The following is a 16,360-nucleotide window of genomic DNA, read 5'->3' as shown; positions in this document are numbered from 1 at the left end:
ACCGTAGGGAACGCAAGGCTGGCGGCGGCTGCCCGCGTCACGCCAGGTCCATCCTCTGCGATCGCCTGCATCACCTCGGCGAAGACGGGCGCGTTTTCGCGCGCGAAGAAGCCGAGCAGGGAAGCAAGATTGTCCGGCGCTTCGGTGCGAAAGCGGGCGGCCGTCGCGGACGCCGCGAAGATATCTCGCGCCTGCGATAAAGGACGGCTGCGGATGAGCTCCGCCACTTCCACGTAAGGGCGCATGTTTTGCGGCGCCGCCTCGAAAGCCCAGGCAGGGCGCACAAGCACGAGACCGGCGACCCGGTCCGGGTGCCGGACGGCAAGCTGCAAGGCAATGGCCGCACCCATCGAGATGCCGCCGGCGACGAAACGGTCGAGGCCGGCCGCATCCGCGGCGGCCAGCACATCATCGGCGAACATCGCGATCGAAAACGGGCGCTTGCTACCGGCGCCGGAACCGCCCTGCGCGCGGCATTCGACGGTCAGCCGACGGTATGAAGGACCATCGGGAAAGTTCTGCGCGACCTGCGCTGCGTCACCGCCGAGGCCATGCTGGAAGACGACGGGAAGCCTGCCCTGCCCCGTGTCGAAGACACGAAGCGCTGCATCGTCGCGAAGCAGGATCGTCGGGGCGACGCCCATCAGAGGAGCCTTCGCAGAAAGGCGGCGACATCGGGGGCTTCGTCGGCGGACAGGCCGTGGGTGACAAGCGGTCCGTCGAAGCCCGCTGCCTTTAGCCGTGCAACAAAATCAGGAAAATCGACAATGCCTTGTCCTGATGTGGCAAAGCGACCGTCACCATGACGGTCCTTGGCATGCGCCATGGCGATGTGGCCGGCGGCCTCGTCGATCGCGGCGGCAACGATAGCGCGCGCCTCGCCGGGCGTGGCGTGTTCGAACAGGTTTGCCGGATCGAGCACGATCTTCAGATGCTTCGATCCCATCTCGGCGATCAGCCGGGTCGCATCCCTGGCCGAGGTGACGATGTTGGCCTGCTCAGGCTCGATGCCGAGATCGACACCGGCACCTTCGGCCAGCGCCAGCGCCTTCGCCATCTCGGCGGCCATGTCGGACCAGGCGGCCGGATCGGCATTGTCGGGATGATAGGCCCACTGATCGGCGGCGTTGCGCGAGCCGGTGCAGAGCGTGACCAGCGGGATGCCGAGGGCAGCAGCAGCCTCGATGACAACGGCGAGGCGCCTGAGGCCGTCGTCGCGCACGGCTTTGTCGGGATGCGCCATGTTGTAGGTGCCCGACAGTGCTGCGAGTGAAACGCCGTTCGACTGCGCGGCGGCACGGACGGAGGCGATGGCGTCCGCCGGCACAGCATCCGGCATCGACGGCAGGCCGGCACAGGCCAGATTGAACTGCGTCGTCTCATACCCAGCTTGCCGCACCGCAACCAGCACGGCGGCCGGATCGGTGCCGGCAAAGGTCTTGGCGAAAATGCCGAGACGCATCACACCGCCCCCGACACCGAGGCGAGTTCGACTCGCTCGCCTGATTCCACCGAACGCGCGATGGCGACCATGGCGCGGATCGAGGCGATGCCGTCCTCGACATTGGCGCCACGCATCGGCGTGCCGTTCAGCACCGTGTCGGCAAGACCTTCCAACTGGCGGCGGAAGAAATGGCCATCGGCGCCGAGCGGCTTGTGGGCCGTGGCGGTCTTCTCGTGAAATATCTCCACCTCGCTGGCGCGGAAGTACCAAGGGTTGAATGTCCTGGCGATAACGGAGCCGTTCTCGCCATAGAGCTGAAAACCTTCGTGCCAGTCCATGCGCACGGCAACCGTCAGGTCGAGATGGCCGAGCGCGCCGCTGGCGAACTCGGTTTCGACGAACCAGCAATAGGCGCCGAATTTCTCATTGAGGCGGGCGCGCACGGCGACGATATCGCCGCACAGGAAACGCGCCGTGTCGACGAGATGCGAGCCATGGGCCAGCATGAAGTATTGCCTGAGATCGGCCTTGGGATTTCCGGCTGGCTTCCTGGCTAGCCTGCTGGTGACGGGCAGCGGCTGCACGGCATCGGTGTTGGTGTAGCGATGGGTGGAATCGCAGTACCAGGCCTTCAGCGCCAGCACTTCGCCGATCTCGTCGCGAACGAAGTCGCGCGCGGTCTCCAGTGCCGGATCGAAGCGCTTCATGTGGCCGACCTGCAGGATCTTGCCCGAGCGCCTGACCGCTTCGGCCAGCGCCTCGCCCTCCTCGACCGAGGTGCCGATCGGCTTTTCACAGAGAACATGCTTGCCGGCGTTGAGCGCCCTGATCGACATCGGCACATGATAGGCGTCCGACGTGGCGACGATCACCGCTTCCAGCTCGGGATCGGCGAGCATTGCCTCATAGTCGGAATACATTTTCTGCGGTTCGTAAGTGGCGCCCATGCGCGCAAGCAGATCGGGTGCCGCGTCGCAGATGGCGTAGAGGTCGGCATTGCCGGCTTTCACGCAGGATTCCAGATGCGCGAACTGCGCGATGGGGCCGCAGCCGAGCACGCCGACCCTGAGGCGTCTGTCCTGTTTCTTGATCATCGTCTCGTTCTTCAGGCGCCGTAGCTGCGCATAGTCTGGCGGTTGGTCTTGACCGCGCCGGCAGGATCGGCGGCGGCCGTTTCGGATTCTTCCTCCAGCACCAGCCAGCCGTTGAAGCGCGGTGCGGTGTTGGCGATCTCGATGACCGCAGCCGTGGCGCAGACGCCCTTGCCGAGCATGGCCCAGGTACCGTTGGCATCGACGTCCTTGAGGTGGATGTAGCGGATGCGGTCGCGGTAGGTGCGCAGTGTATCGGACATGTCCTTGTGGCCGCGCAGGATATGGCCGGTATCCGGTACCCAGCCGACCAGGTCGGGGTCGAGCAAGGCAAAGATCGTGTCGTAGTCGGCGCGGTCGAACAGCAGCGTGTTGTGGTGGGAGCTAGGATGCAGGGCAACCTGGACGCCGGCCTTGCGTCCGAGTTCGCCGGCCTTGTTGTAAACCTCGGCGGCGATGGCGAACTTATCCTCGCGCGGGCCGTCGGACACCACCGTGGCCGAGCCCATCGATACCAGCGCATTCGGGAAGGCGGCGGCGAAATCGATCCAGCGCTTGGCGGTTTCGAGGTCGGCGCCGATCTCCTCCTTCAGCGTAAAACCACTGTTCGAGCCAAAGGCGAAGGAAACCAGCGTCAGCCCCGACGCCTTCAGCGCGGCGGCGAACTCCTCCGGCTTGTCGCCATAATGTCCGATCATGGTGTCGGTGATCTCGATGCCGGCATAGCCACCGTCAGAGATCGCCTTCAGCAGATCGTCGGGGCCGCCGGTGAACCGGTCTCCCAGCATTTCCCAGGTGAAGGTCTGGCAGCCGACTTTGAGCTCTTTCACGTTCATCCTTTCATTCCTTGGTATCGCCCATTGCTTGATGCCACCCTGCGTCGCCGTGGGATGGACATCCTACTTGACGGAGCCCGCGGTCATGCCGGCGAGGAAGTACCTCTGGGCAACGAGGTAGATGAGCAAGAGCGGTAGCGAGCCGAGCACACTCATCGCCATCATCTGGTTCCATTCGAAGGCGTGCTGACCCATCAACAATTGGATGCCGATCGGGACGGTGCGCATGGACGTTGACTTCGTCAGTGTCAGCGCAAAGAGAAATTCGTTCCAGCACAACAGGAAGGTGTAGACCGACGTCGCCACGATGCCAGGCAGTGAAATCGGGACGATCACCCGCCAAAGCGCTGTCCAACTGGTGCCGCCATCGACGGCCACGGCTTCATCGAGATCGCGGGGCAAGGTGTTCAGATATCCCGTCATCAGCAGGATCGCGTAGGGCAGCGTAAACACCAGATAAGTCAGGATCAGTGCGACATAGGTGTCGAAGATGCCGTATGAGACGACGAGCCCGAAGAAGGGGATCAAAAGTGTGATCGGCGGAATCGTCTGCGTGCTGATGATGATTGTGTTCAGGATGCCCTTGCCGCGGAAGTTGAAGCGGCTGAACCCGTAGGCCGCCAGCAGGGCGATCAGCACCGTCAGCACAGTCACCGCTCCCGCCACGAAATAGCTATTGAAGAAGAAGCGCAGCTTTACCGGGTCGCCAAGGATGGCTGCATACGCTTCCAGCGTGAAGGCCTTTGGCAGGATGGTTGGTGGCAGGGCAAAGATTTCGGTATTCGATTTGAACGAGCTGCTCAGCATCCAGTAGATCGGAAATGCCGCGAAAAAGAGCCCCGCTGCAAGCGCTACATGGAGCGCGACGGTGATCAGCCTGTCTTTCGGCGTATGCCTTTTCCTCATGATGACTACCGAGCCTTCTGATAGCGAATATAGAACAGCGTCAGGCCGAGAGAGATCAGCAAGATGACCACAGCGCTGGCTGAAGCCTGCGACAGGTTGTAGCTCGAAAACGCCAGCTTGTAGGTGTAGGTGCTGAGGACCTCGGTCGAGTAGATCGGGCCACCGCCCGTCGTTATCCAGATTAATGGGAAGACCTGCATGGTCCAGATGAAGTCGAGCAGCGAGATGCTGATGATGATCGGCATCAGCTGCGGAATGGTGATGAAGATCAGCTTCTGGTAGGCTTTCGCCCCGTCGATATCGGCAGCCTCGTAGAAATCCTTGGGAATGCCCTGCAAACCCGCGAGCAGGCTGACCATGAAGAGCGGATAGCCCGCCCAGATGTTGGCAAAGGTGACGGCGTGCAGCGCGGTCTCAGGCGAGGAAAACCATTCGACCTTGGAACCGATGATGCCGATTTGCATGAGAATGCTATTCACGACACCGTTCGGCTCAAGCAGCAGGCGCCAGATCACGGCGATAATCACCGCGGTGAACAGCCAAGGCAGTATATAGAGCACGCGCAGGATATTGCGCAGCGTCGGATTGATGCGGTCGCTGTTCAGCATGAGCGCGAAGGCCATGCCGATGGTCATGTGGAAAATGACACTCATGCATGTGAAGTAGAGCGTGTGCCACAGCGAAGCCCAGAACACGGGGTCGTCGAAGATCGCCTGGTAGTGTTTCAGTCCGGCAAAGGATGGGTCACGACGCAGCACCGCGCTGTTCTGGAACGAGTAGCCAATCACCGTCACCATCGGCAGCAGCATCAGAAGCCCGATTATGAGCAGCGAGGGCGACAGATAGAGGTAGGGTGCGACCGCTCGTTTGAGCTTGTGGTGAGAGCGCTTTTGCCGGGTCATGTGCCAACCTTGGGATACGCCTTCAAGAGAAGGTAAGCTTCAAAAACAGGTCCACTCAAATTGCCGATCCGTTGTTGCCGGGTGGCCTGCCCGAAGTCAGGCCACCCGGTCGAAGTCAGCAAACGGGAACAGGCCGATCAGAATTTCGCCATCCAGCCCTTCTGAGCGGCGGCGGCTGCTTGTTCCGGAGACTGCTCGCCGGCGAGCATCTTTTGGGCTTGCACGTCGAACTGGGTCATCAGGTCTTCTGCCACCGGCAGGCCCGTGAACTCATTGGCGAGATAACCGGTCTTGAAGATTTCAAAAGCCTTGCCGAAAGCCTTGTCCGAGGTCACGAAATCGGGCTTGGCGTTGACGTTGCCCGGGAAGGCGTTTGCAAGCGATACGAGCTTGGCGTTCACCTTTTCACTCATCACATATTGGACGAGTTTCCAGGCCTCTTCCTGATGTTTCGAGGCAGCAGAGATGCCGATGCCCCAGGAGGCATAGGGAAGGCCGCGCTTGCCGGTATAGTTTTCCACGACCGGGACCGGGATGAGGTCGAAGTTCAGCTTGGGATTGCGCTTGCGGATGAGGTTCACATGCGCGAGCGAGTCGATCATCATCCCGACGCGGTTGTTGACGAACTCCTCGACCTTTTCCTGCTCGGTCTTGGTGGCGATGCCGGGCGAGATGGTGCCGGCGTCGTTGAGAGATTTGACGAAGGTGAGCATATCCACCACCGGTTTGCCCTCAAGGTCCGGCTTGCCGTTCGCCATCATCGACTGACCCGAAGCCCAAACCCACGACATCATGTCGTTCTGAACGCCGGATGGCGTTTGCAGCGACAGGGGCAGCACCCAGCCATACTGATTCTTGTCGGCGATCGTCATCTTCTTGGCGGCTTCGAGAAACTCCGCACGGGTCGACGGCAGCTTGGTCACGCCTGCCTGGGCAGCAAGGTCCAAATTCACGAAGACCGGATAGACGAAGGAAGCCACGGGAAACATCACCGCCTTGCCGTCCACCTTGACGATGTCCGCGACCTGGCTCTTGTCGAAACCGCTCGCATCCATCATCGGATTCATGTCGGCGAGTGCGCTCTGCGCATTCAGATTGTTCACCCAGGCACCGTCGAGACCGACGACGTCGCTGAGCGTTCCGGTTGCAGCACCAACCGAGATCTGGTCACGCGTGGTCGCGTAGGGGCCGCTGACCAGCGTCACTTTGATTCCGGGATTTGCGGCCTCGAAGTCATCCATGATTGCCCTGAGCGAGCCGGCCGGCAATTCGGGCTCCCACCATTGGGTGAATTCCAGCGTCGTATCCGCCATGGCGCCGGTTGCGCCAAGCAACCATGCGGCCGCGGCTATTTTCAGCATCGCGGGTTTAATGCGAAACGTCATTTTCTCCTCCTTCTTTATATTCGCCCGCACAATGCGGCCGATCGTCTGATTATTCAGAAGTCTTCTTACGCAGGCGCCTCACCCTCACCCGCGGGTCTTATCGCTGATATTCAGATTGCCAGATGCGTCTCCGGGTCGAAGAAATGGAGCTTGGTATCATCCAGGGCCAACCTGATTTCCGAGCCGGAGCGGACCGTGCTGGTCGGTTCGAATTTCGCCACCGCATTCGACGCCAGGCCGAAATCCTGCACCGCGTCAGGGTCGCCGGAGTCCACCCGGACCGCGTCGATGTCGAGATGGACGATTTGTTCGGATCCAAGTTCTTCGATCGAGGTCACCTTTGCCGGTATCGTCTGATACTTGCGGCCGGATTCGAGGCTGCTGTCATAGAGATCCTCCGGTCGTATGCCGAACACGACCTTGCGCCCCGCATACGACTTCAAGCCCGGCCTGCGCACGAAGGCTGCATCCTGCAGCCGAATGGCCAGGGCGCCGGACATCAGTTCGTCGCCCGTCAGGGTCGCCTCGAAAAGGTTCATCGAAGGAGACCCGATGAAGCCGGCAACGAAGGCGTTCACCGGCGATTCATAGAGTCTCTTGGGTGTGTCGACCTGCTGCAGCACGCCGCCTTTCAACACCGCGACCCTGTCGCCCATCGTCATGGCTTCGGTTTGGTCGTGGGTCACATATATGGTCGTTACGCCGAGTTGCTTTTGCAGACTGGTGATTTCGGCGCGCATTTGAACACGCAGTTTCGCGTCCAGATTGGAAAGCGGTTCGTCCATGAGAAAGGCTGCCGGCTCGCGCACCATGGCGCGGCCCATGGCAACCCTTTGACGCTGTCCGCCTGAAAGGTTCGCGGGTTTGCTGTCCAGCAGAGACGTCAGTTGAAGGGTTTTGGCGATCTCGTCCACGCGCTTTTTGCGCTCGGCCTTCGGCTTGCCTGCCAGCCGCATCGAAAAGCCGATGTTTTCGAACACCGTCATATGCGGGTAGAGGGCGTAGCTCTGGAAGACCATCGCGATGTCGCGGTCCTTGGGCGGCATGTCGACGACGTCGACACCGCCGATCCGAAGGCTGCCGCTGGTGACGTCCTCCAATCCCGCGATCATCCGCAGCGCGGTGGATTTGCCACAGCCGGACGGCCCGACGAGAATCAAGAACTCACCGTCCTTGACCGACAGGTTCAATTGGTCGATTGCGTGAAAATTGTTCCCGTATGTCTTGCAGATATTTTCAAGAACGACTTCTGCCATATTCCTCCCTCCACAAGTCTAAGCCACTGATTTTTATGATTGTCCTCGGCTTACGTTCACCTGCGAAATTTTTCCTCGGATAGCTAGGCTATGTTCCAGTATCGAGCCGCGCATATTTCAGTTCGACTGCCGACGGCGCGTTTGTCGATGCCAGGAGTTGCTTGACCTGGTCGTCGGTCGGAAGCGCCTCGCGCCCGCCCCGCCCCGTTATCGAAACGGCCGCCGCCGCGGCCGCGAATGCGACCCGGCCTGCGGTTTCGGCCCCGCGTGTCAATGCCAGGGCATAGGCGCCATGAAAGCAGTCACCGGCGCCGGTCGAGTCGACGACGGCAACCCGGTGCGGAGGCAGGTGCCAGAGCCCTGTCTCGTCGCGTCCGCGATAGAAGACGCCCCTGCCGCCATCCGTCAGAACCACGGCGGACCGCGACGGCAACCACAATGCATCGAGTATCTCGGCCGGCGACTGGCGGCCGGTGGCGGTCCGCGCGAAGCCGAGCGGAAGAATGAGATGGTCGCAGAGCCCGATCAGTCTCTCGGTGGCCGGGCCGTGGCTCCATTCGACATCGCCGAGGATCGCAAGGCCGAGATCGCGAGCCCGAGCCACGACATCCAGCGACCCGATCCCGTAACTGTCGACGATCAGGACTGTCGCGCGGCTGAGAACCTCATCCGGAAAGTCCGGCGCGGTGCCCAGCATCGCTTCGTCGTCATACGCGATGAATCGCTCCCCATCCGAACCGACGGTGATCCGCGAGCGCACCGGGCGCGCGTGCGGGTGGCGCGGCGCAAACGCGGTTTCAACGCCGCTCGCAACGAGATCGCACAACACGGCGTCGTCGGCGGCACTGCCCAGCCATCCGACGAACCCGGCGCTTCCGCCGAGCCGCGCGACGGCGGCAAGTGCCGTCGCGACATTTCCCCCGAAAGCTCGGGCACTTTGCAGAACCTTCCCCTTGCCCGCCGACAACGGCTGATCGACATAGACGATGTCGTCGATCGCAATAGCTCCGAAGCCGAGGATTGAAGGGACGGCGGGCATGGTTCAGGCACCCGCCTTCGCCAGGGCGTCTTGCGCCGAAAGGCCGTCATGGATGACGCCCCGAAAGGCGATCGCTGCCTTTTCCGGATCGCCGTGCCCCCAGAGATTGCGGCCCACCACGGCACCGCGCGCGCCGGCACGGATGGCGTCCGCCGTCTGCTGAAGGGCGCCGAGCAGCGTGTCGGTCTTCGGACCGCCGGCGATCACAACCGGCACCGGGCAGGTCCGAATAGTCTCTCGGAACGACTCGAAATCGCCCGTGTAACCGATCTTGATCACATCGACGCCGGACTCGTAGCCGATGCGTGCCGCATAGGCGATCTCGTCGGGGGTAAAGACGATTTTTGCCCCGTCGGTGAAATCGCGAGGGTAGATATGCGCCACCACCGGCATGCCGTAACGGGCCGCAGCGTTCACCGAATCGGTCAGCCAGCGTATGTATTTGCCCTCGGTCGCGCCGCGCACCGGAATGGCCACGGCCAACGCATCGGCGCCAGCGCGCACCGCATCCTCGGGCGTTGCAATCAGTTCACTGATGCGATCGTCTGGGGTAAAGCAGCCGGCCTGGATCACCAGGCAAGCCTTGCCCGCGTATTGCGGCCACAGATGGCGCGCGGTGCCGGGCTGGATGCTGACATAGTCGGGTTTGCCTACCATGACGCGTGCAAGGGCGCCCGGCAGATCGGCAAGACCTCCTTTGCGCACGTCGCCATAGCCGACAAAGTGGTCGACCGCGCCGCCAAAAAGATTCCCCGACGGATGTGAGAAGAGGCGCGCCAGGCGCACCTTGGTTCCGAGGCTCATGAGTCCTAAACTCTCCAATCGATTGATTTCAAAATCCTGCACCCAATGTTTGCGAAAGAAAAGACAAATGCAATCTTTCGAAAGCTTTCGAATTCGCATATTTTTGGTAGAGTGAACCGAGGCCAGGGTGATTGCTTGGCGGATGGAGGCAAGGACAGGGCAATGTTGTCAGAGCAGAGACGCCAATCGATCCTGGGTGAAGTGCAACGTAGCGGACAGGTCCGCATCAAGGACCTGTCAGACGATTTTGGCGTATCGGAAGTCACGGTGCGCTCCGACCTCGAGATACTGGACCGTAAGGGACTGCTGACCAAGACCCGCGGAGGCGCGGTGACCCGGACCACGGATTCGACCACGGCCGCGTTCGCCCGGCGGATGCAAACCAACCTCGATGCAAAGAAACGCATCGCCCGGGCAGCGGTAGAACTGTTCGAGGACAACCAATCGGTCATCTTCGACGGCGGCTCGACTTTGATGCAGGTTGCCATGCTGTTACCGCCGCTCAGCAATGTCGTGGTCGCGGCCACGGCGATGAATATCGTGCAGCATCTGATGCATCGGCCCGGGCTCGACGTTCACATGATCGGCGGCCGGGTCTATCCAGACACGGTGAGCACACTGATCACCGATGCCGACACGGCTCTCGGCGGCTTGGTAGCGCATCAGGTCTTTGTTGGAGCGCATGCGATCGACTCGTCGCTGGATGTGGTCGACGTGAACGAAGACATGGCGCGAACGAAGCGAAACCTCGTGCGCATGGCCCGGCGCGTTGTCCTCCTTGCGGATTCGAGCAAATGGGGCGTCAGCGGGACGTCCAAGGCCTTTTCGCTGTCGAGCGTCGATGTCGTGATCACCGACGATAGCCTGTCGGGTCCGATACGCAGCCAGCTTGATAGGACCGGGGCCAAGGTGATCTATGCCTGACCCCGTCGCGGTCCCTGGCTGCGACCGAGTATCCAATGCGCGCATAGCCCACAGGATTCGCATCGGCGGTCGGCCGGTTTTCATGTCTGTCATTTTTCTCCTCCCAAGGCTGGCGGCCTCCCGATATCGCACCAGCATTTTCGCATGTTGTATAAAAATTTTACGCGCGTCAATATTTAAAACGTTGTATAGCCTTTTGCGAAAGCGATCCGCCTAACGGCTGGGCGGAACCGGCAGGCCATGAGCGCATTGGGAGGCAGGATCGAAAATGCACGGGACATCAAAGACCAAACTCGGGATCGGCGTCATCGGATGCGGCAACATCTCGATGACTTACCTGCGCAACGCCGGGCTTTTTGGCGGGATCGAATTGCGCGCCTGTGCCGATATTTCGGCCGACATGGCAGCAGTGCGAGCGAAGGAATATGGTATCCAGGCACTCGGCGTCGACGCGTTGCTGGCCGACCCGGAGATCGATCTTGTCCTCAACCTGACCATTCCGGCGGCGCATTTCGATATTTCGTTTGCCGCGCTTTCGGCCGGCAAGCACGTCTTCACCGAAAAGCCGCTCGCCACCTCGGCCGCCGACGGACAACGCCTGGTCAACGAGGCGCGGTCGCGCGGCCTGCTGCTCGGCTCGGCGCCCGACACGTTCCTCGGTGCTGCCGGGCGCCGTGCGCGCCGGTTGATGGACGAGGGCGCCATCGGCCGTCCGGTGACCGGCACCGCCTTCATGATGGGCCGCGGCATGGAGCACTGGCACCCCAACCCGCAATTCTACTACCAGCCAGGCGGTGGCCCCGTGTTCGACATGGGTCCGTACTATCTGACCATGCTGGTCAATCTGCTCGGCCCGGTCGAGCGCGTCATGGCAATGGCGACACGCGGCCAGGAAGAAAGGCTGATATCAGCCGATGGGCCATTCAAGAACACGACATTCAAGGTCGGCACGCCAACCAACGTTTTGTCGCTGCTTGAATTCCGCTCCGGCGCGACCGTCACCTTCGGCGCCTCGTGGGATGTCTTTCGCCACTCCAACCACCCGATCGAACTGCACGGCACGGAGGGCTCGCTGCGCCTGCCCGACCCCGACACGTTCGGCGGCACGGTGTCGCTGTCGGAGCGCGGCACCGACTGGCAGGATTTCGCCAGCGAGGGCGATCTCTACGGCGCCCGCAACTGGCCTTATGCCGCGCCCGACCGCGCCAATTACCGCATGCTCGGCGTCGCCGATCTGGTGCGCTCGCTTCAAACCGGCAGCACCCCACGGGCCTCCGGCAGCCTCGCGCTGCATGTACTGGAGATCATGGAGGCTATCCTGCGCTCCGGTGAAACACAGGGATCAGTCGCCATCGCGGGCGATGTCGTGCAGCCGGCCCTGCTGACCGAGGAAGAGGCGAGCAGCCTGCTGGCCTGAGGACATGACCATGACGCTCGATCCGGATGCGCTGCGCGTCCTCGAAATTGGTCGTGCAGCCGGCGGCGAGCCATTCGAGACCGGCAGCGTGGCGGCGGCGCGAACTGCCTACAACGCCTCGTTCCCGACGTTACAGGGTGAGCACGAGCCGGTCGCTGCGACCCAGGAACGGCAGATCGACGGGACGAATGGGCCTATAGCGCTCCGCATCCATCGCGGCATCGGCGCACCGCAAAGCGGGGCACCGGCGCTGCTCTACCTGCATGGCGGCGGCTGGGTCATCGGCAACCTCGATTCGCATGACGAGATCTGCCGCCTGATGGCCAATCTCGGCGGCGCCGTCATTGTCTGTCCCGATTATCGCCTGGCGCCAGAGCACAAATTTCCCGCCGGGCTCGAGGATTGCCTGGCGACACTGCGCTTCATAGCGGGGAATGCCGCCGGTCTCGGCATCGACATCAGACGCATCGGCGTTGCCGGCGACAGCGCCGGCGGCAATCTCGCCACGGTGCTGGCGCTGCTTGCCCGCGATGGGCTTGCGCCTCAGCTTGCGGCGCAACTCCTGATCTATCCCAACACCGACGCGCGGCAGGCATCGAATAGCTACCAGCGTTTCGGCGACGGCTTCGGGCTCACCGCAACCACCATGGCATGGTTCCGCGACCACTATGTGCGAACGCCCGAGGACATCATGGACTGGCGCGTCTCGCCCTTGCTGGCGCCTGCCCTCGCCGGCGCGGCGCCGGCTTTTGTGGCGCTTGCCGGCCGCGACATCCTCGCCGACGAAGGGGCAGCCTATGCGGCGCGCCTGCAAGCCGCGGGCGTGCCGGTGATCCTCCGGCAGTGGCCGGGCCAGATCCATGGCTTCGTCTCAATGGGACGCCATATTCCCGCTGCCCGGCAAGCGGTGGCCGAGGCGGTGGCTGCCTGGCGCCACTTCGAGAAGGTCGCTGACGATCAGGCCGACTGACGCATCACCAGGGTGGCGCCGAGCTTGACAGTGCGGGCCAGGCCTTGCTTCGGCGGATCGGCCTCGTCCAGCAGAGCCAGCAGTATCTCGACGCTGCGGCCGGCCATGGCGGTGAAATCCTGCGCCATGGTGGTCAGCGCCGGGCAGGTGTAGCGGCTCAGCGGATGATCGTCGTGTGCTGCAACCCGCAGATCGCAATCGGGTCTGCGGCCGACCTTCAGGCCGCGCGAGAACGCAGCCGCCATCACGCCAAAGGCGAGGCGATCATTGGCGCACAGGATGGTGCGGCCGGGCAAGGCGCCGGCCTGCAGCATTTTTTCCGTCTGCTCGTAGCCGATGCGTTCGAAGTCCCAGGTGTAATCGCGGGTGCCTTCGATGACGACCGGCTTGAACCCGGCGGTCTCCATCGCGACGATGTAGCTTTCCTGGCGTTCGCCGGAGTTGTGGTTGACGTGTGGGATGTCGAGATAGACCGGCGGCTCACCCGAACGGCAGAGATAGTCGACGATGGTCGAGACGCTCTGCCGGTTGTCATTGCCGACGAACGGCGTATCGCCCTCGATATAGGTGTCGAAATAGACAATCGGAATATCCTGCCCGAGCTTGTCGAAGACGCCGCGGTCGGAAGCCAGACCCAGTGGGGCGATGATCGCGCCGGCGACCTTCAGGGACAGCAGCGTCCTGACCGACTCCGCCTCCAGCTTCGGCGAACCATGCGAGGAGATGACGATCGGCCAGTAGCCTTCGTCGCGGCAGCGAAATTCGATGCGGCTGACCATCTCGGCGTAGAACGGATCGGTGATCGTCGGCACGACGATGCCGATGTTGCGGGTGCGCTTGCGGTTGAGATTTCGGGCGAAAAGGTTGGGCTGATAGTCCGAGGAGCGCAGGGCGGCTTCGATGCGCGCCCGCGTCGCCGGCTTCACGCTCGCCGGATCGTCGAAATATTTGGACAGCGTCGGCCGGGACACGCCGCATGCCTGGGCGAAGTCATCCATCGTGCGGTGCGTCTTCTCCGCCATCGATATATTCCTGATCCCCTGCCATGATCGGCCCGCCCCCAGTCATGCGGCCGTTGACCGGATGCGACAATCCTGGATGGAACTTATTCAGTCAATTTTCACAGTTACCAATAGAACCCAGAAATATTGCATGCGTCAAATTATTCGTTAACGTTTCAAAGCTGAGGCGGCTCGCCGCCGTTTTCTCCCGCCAAACGCTTTCGGATAGCGCTGTTTCGTCGACTTGATCGTCAGTTCGACGATCGAGGGCCGCAGAAGCTTGCCGCTCGCTCTCGGCTCCGGGCCTGCTTGCCAAATGCCGCCATGCCGCCCATACAGCTGGGCAATCGCCCACCCCGTCCGCGCCTCACCTGCCAGGGATACTCTCCAATGTCCGCGACGCCGTGGTCAAAGCCGTGACGGACCACTCCATGCCATCGCTTGCCGGCCTGGGCTGGACGGATTTTTTTGGCGACCAGCTCGAACCCGGCGACGCCGATCTTATCCCGACGCGGATCGCCACCGTCCACCGCGATCGCCTGACCGGCCTGTCCCAGGCAGGGCCGGTCGATCTGACACTGCCGGCGCAGGCGAACACCGGTGACTATGCGGTCGGCGACTGGGTACTGGTCGATGGGCATGAACACCTTGTGCAGCGCCGCCTGGTCCGCAAGACGGTGCTGGAGCGCCGCACCCAGGGCGGCAGGGTGCCGCAGCTTGCCGCGGCCAATGTCGACACGCTGTTCATCGTCACCTCGTGCAATGCCGACTTCAATCCCGCCCGGCTCGAGCGTTATCTGGCGCTCGCCAATGAGGCCGGAACGACGCCTGTGATCCTGCTGACCAAGGCCGATACCGCTGAAGACGCCGAGACATATGCAAGGCAGGCTGCCGCGTTGCAGCGTGGATTGCCGGTCGTGACGCTGAACCCCCGGACATCGGATGCGGCAACCATCCTGGCTGCCTGGTGCGGTGTCGGCCAGACGGTGGCGCTGATCGGCTCCTCCGGCGTCGGCAAATCGACGCTGGTCAACACGCTGGCCGGATCGGGGCAGCAATCGCCGCAGCAGACCGGAGGCATTCGCGAGCACGATGCCAAGGGACGCCACACCACCACGTCGCGATCGCTGCACGCCATTGCCGGCGGCGGCTGGGTGATCGATACGCCGGGCATGCGGACTTTGCAGGTCAGTGACGTCGCCTCCGGCATCGACACGCTGTTTGCCGAAATCACCGAACTCGCGCCACTGTGCAAGTTCCGCGACTGCACGCATGTGCATGAGCCGGGCTGCGCTGTGCAGGCTGCCTTGAAGGCCGGAACGCTCGATCCGGAGCGCCTTGCCCGCTGGCGAAAACTGTCCGACGAAAACCAGAACAACACGCCGGCTCAGAGCGGACCCCGCGGAGCCAAGTCTCCCGGCGGTCGCGGCAAGAGGCGTTGAACGGCCGAGGCTGAACTGGCTTCAGAGCCGCGCCGTCCCGAAAACGCGATCCCAGAACGCCGACGTCACACCGAAATTGGCCGCTTCGTCGATGTGGTGATGGACCGCGTGGCGACGCTTGAGCGTGTAGAGATAGCTCGGATGCGCGGGATGCCAGTGATGGATCATGTGGTGGATGCTGATGTACCAGAGGTACCCCAGCATCAACCCGCAGCTTACCGCGCTCGCGGTTGCTAAATCCGAGATCATCCATACCGGCAGGAACGCGACCAGCGCATGCACCCCGAGGCTGAGCCAGGTCGGCGTGCCCACCGAACTGCGCTCCTCGACATGGTGACGGTCGTGCAGGTCCTTGATGTAGGGAATGTGGTGAAGAACGAACCTGTGCAGCACATACTCGATCAGCGTCCAGAGGCCGAGACAGGCGAGGACCGTGCCTATCCAGCCCGGCGCACCCTCTTCGCCGGCCTCGAGCAGCCCAGCCACTGCCAGCACGGCGATTACCAGCGGATACACGACGAAGTCGCTGTAGTAGCCAATAAGACCGAGTTGCATCGTCACCTAGCCTTCGAGCCGCCAAATAGGCGATGGTATCAGATTGCCGGACTCGCGGGTGAGGTGCAATGCAGCCGCGCCTGACATAGCGTCGCAATCCCCTGGTGCAAGGTTCGCGTCAACGATTCAAGGACCATCGGCAGGCTGCCAGCTTCGCAAACGGACATACAAAAATGGCAAAACGCAGTGCGGGATTGCTGATCTATCGCCGCAGCGACGACGATCTCAGGGTGTTGCTGGTTCACCCGGGCGGACCCTTCTGGGCGAAGAAGGACGATGGTGCCTGGTCGATACCGAAGGGCCTCGTCGGCGAGGACGAGGATGAGTTGACGGCAGCGCAACGCGAGACCGAGGAAGAGCTTGGCGTCAAGGTCGATGGATACTTCAC

Annotated in this window: 17 protein-coding genes; 5 read left to right on the top strand and 12 right to left on the bottom strand. The window is 62.4% G+C overall.

Annotated features, from left to right (window positions below; translation table 11 throughout):
- The 10 genes from EN893_RS02615 to EN893_RS02570 form a co-directional block, all read right to left on the bottom strand.
- A partial coding sequence (locus EN893_RS02615; RefSeq protein WP_164900694.1) for an alpha/beta hydrolase occupies positions 1-644 on the bottom strand: 644 nt, incomplete at its 3' end.
- Positions 644-1,462, bottom strand: a complete 819-nt coding sequence (locus tag EN893_RS02610) for a sugar phosphate isomerase/epimerase (RefSeq protein WP_127266564.1) — start codon at positions 1,460-1,462, stop codon at positions 644-646. The genes EN893_RS02615 and EN893_RS02610, both read right to left, overlap by 1 nt.
- Positions 1,462-2,538 carry a Gfo/Idh/MocA family oxidoreductase gene (locus EN893_RS02605; protein WP_127266565.1) on the bottom strand — a complete coding sequence of 359 codons (1,077 nt, stop codon included), beginning with the start codon at positions 2,536-2,538 and terminating at the stop codon, positions 1,462-1,464. Before EN893_RS02605 ends, EN893_RS02610 begins: the two co-directional genes overlap by 1 nt.
- 11 nt (positions 2,539-2,549) lie before the next feature.
- The gene (locus EN893_RS02600; RefSeq protein ID WP_127266566.1) at positions 2,550-3,371 is read right to left on the bottom strand and encodes a sugar phosphate isomerase/epimerase; all 822 of its coding nucleotides are present in this window, start codon (positions 3,369-3,371) and stop codon (positions 2,550-2,552) included.
- A gap of 63 nt (positions 3,372-3,434) precedes the next feature.
- A complete protein-coding gene (locus tag EN893_RS02595; RefSeq protein WP_127266567.1) occupies positions 3,435-4,277 on the bottom strand; it encodes a carbohydrate ABC transporter permease in 843 nt (280 codons plus the stop codon).
- A 5-nt stretch (positions 4,278-4,282) separates the two neighbouring features.
- Positions 4,283-5,179 carry a sugar ABC transporter permease gene (locus tag EN893_RS02590; protein WP_023808791.1) on the bottom strand — a complete coding sequence of 299 codons (897 nt, stop codon included), beginning with the start codon at positions 5,177-5,179 and terminating at the stop codon, positions 4,283-4,285.
- Positions 5,180-5,316: 137 nt separating this feature from the next.
- Entirely contained in the window at positions 5,317-6,564 is a 1,248-nt protein-coding gene (locus tag EN893_RS02585) for a sugar ABC transporter substrate-binding protein (RefSeq protein WP_127266568.1), read from the bottom strand.
- Between the two features lie 110 nt (positions 6,565-6,674).
- Entirely contained in the window at positions 6,675-7,820 is a 1,146-nt protein-coding gene (locus EN893_RS02580; RefSeq protein ID WP_127266569.1) for an ABC transporter ATP-binding protein, read from the bottom strand.
- Between the two features lie 88 nt (positions 7,821-7,908).
- Complete coding sequence (locus EN893_RS02575) at positions 7,909-8,859, bottom strand: PfkB family carbohydrate kinase (protein WP_127266570.1); 951 nt, start codon at positions 8,857-8,859, stop codon at positions 7,909-7,911.
- A gap of 3 nt (positions 8,860-8,862) precedes the next feature.
- Positions 8,863-9,663 carry a class I fructose-bisphosphate aldolase gene (locus EN893_RS02570; protein ID WP_127266571.1) on the bottom strand — a complete coding sequence of 267 codons (801 nt, stop codon included), beginning with the start codon at positions 9,661-9,663 and terminating at the stop codon, positions 8,863-8,865.
- A gap of 162 nt (positions 9,664-9,825) precedes the next feature.
- Between EN893_RS02570 and EN893_RS02565 the strand changes: the two genes are divergently transcribed.
- The 3 genes from EN893_RS02565 (at position 9,826) to EN893_RS02555 (ending at position 12,974) form a co-directional block, all read left to right on the top strand.
- A complete protein-coding gene (locus EN893_RS02565; RefSeq protein ID WP_127266572.1) occupies positions 9,826-10,587 on the top strand; it encodes a DeoR/GlpR family DNA-binding transcription regulator in 762 nt (253 codons plus the stop codon).
- Between the two features lie 268 nt (positions 10,588-10,855).
- Positions 10,856-12,004 (top strand): Gfo/Idh/MocA family oxidoreductase, encoded by a 1,149-nt coding sequence (locus EN893_RS02560; protein ID WP_127266573.1) that lies wholly within the window; start codon positions 10,856-10,858, stop codon positions 12,002-12,004.
- Positions 12,005-12,014: 10 nt separating this feature from the next.
- Entirely contained in the window at positions 12,015-12,974 is a 960-nt protein-coding gene (locus EN893_RS02555; protein ID WP_127266574.1) for an alpha/beta hydrolase, read from the top strand.
- Here EN893_RS02555 and EN893_RS02550 read toward each other — a convergent pair.
- Positions 12,962-13,996, bottom strand: coding sequence for a LacI family DNA-binding transcriptional regulator (locus tag EN893_RS02550; RefSeq protein WP_127266575.1), 1,035 nt, complete (start codon positions 13,994-13,996; stop codon positions 12,962-12,964). The two genes, EN893_RS02555 and EN893_RS02550, sit on opposite strands and share 13 nt — an antisense overlap.
- A 410-nt stretch (positions 13,997-14,406) precedes the next feature.
- Between EN893_RS02550 and rsgA the strand changes: the two genes are divergently transcribed.
- Entirely contained in the window at positions 14,407-15,417 is a 1,011-nt protein-coding gene (gene rsgA / locus EN893_RS02545; protein WP_164748644.1) for a ribosome small subunit-dependent GTPase A, read from the top strand.
- 21 nt (positions 15,418-15,438) lie between these two features.
- On the opposite strand, the gene EN893_RS02540 is transcribed toward rsgA, so the two are convergent.
- The gene (locus tag EN893_RS02540; protein WP_127266577.1) at positions 15,439-15,972 is read right to left on the bottom strand and encodes a sterol desaturase family protein; all 534 of its coding nucleotides are present in this window, start codon (positions 15,970-15,972) and stop codon (positions 15,439-15,441) included.
- A 173-nt stretch (positions 15,973-16,145) separates the two neighbouring features.
- On the opposite strand from EN893_RS02540, the gene EN893_RS02535 reads away from it, so the two are divergent.
- A partial coding sequence (locus EN893_RS02535; RefSeq protein ID WP_128361390.1) for an NUDIX domain-containing protein occupies positions 16,146-16,360 on the top strand: 215 nt, incomplete at its 3' end.

Origin of the sequence: Mesorhizobium sp. M7A.F.Ca.CA.004.04.2.1 (assembly GCF_004022825.1) — a bacterium.
Lineage (GTDB): Bacteria > Pseudomonadota > Alphaproteobacteria > Rhizobiales > Rhizobiaceae > Mesorhizobium.
Note: the sequence above shows the minus strand (reverse complement) of the source record. Positions and strands in the feature narration are given on the sequence as shown.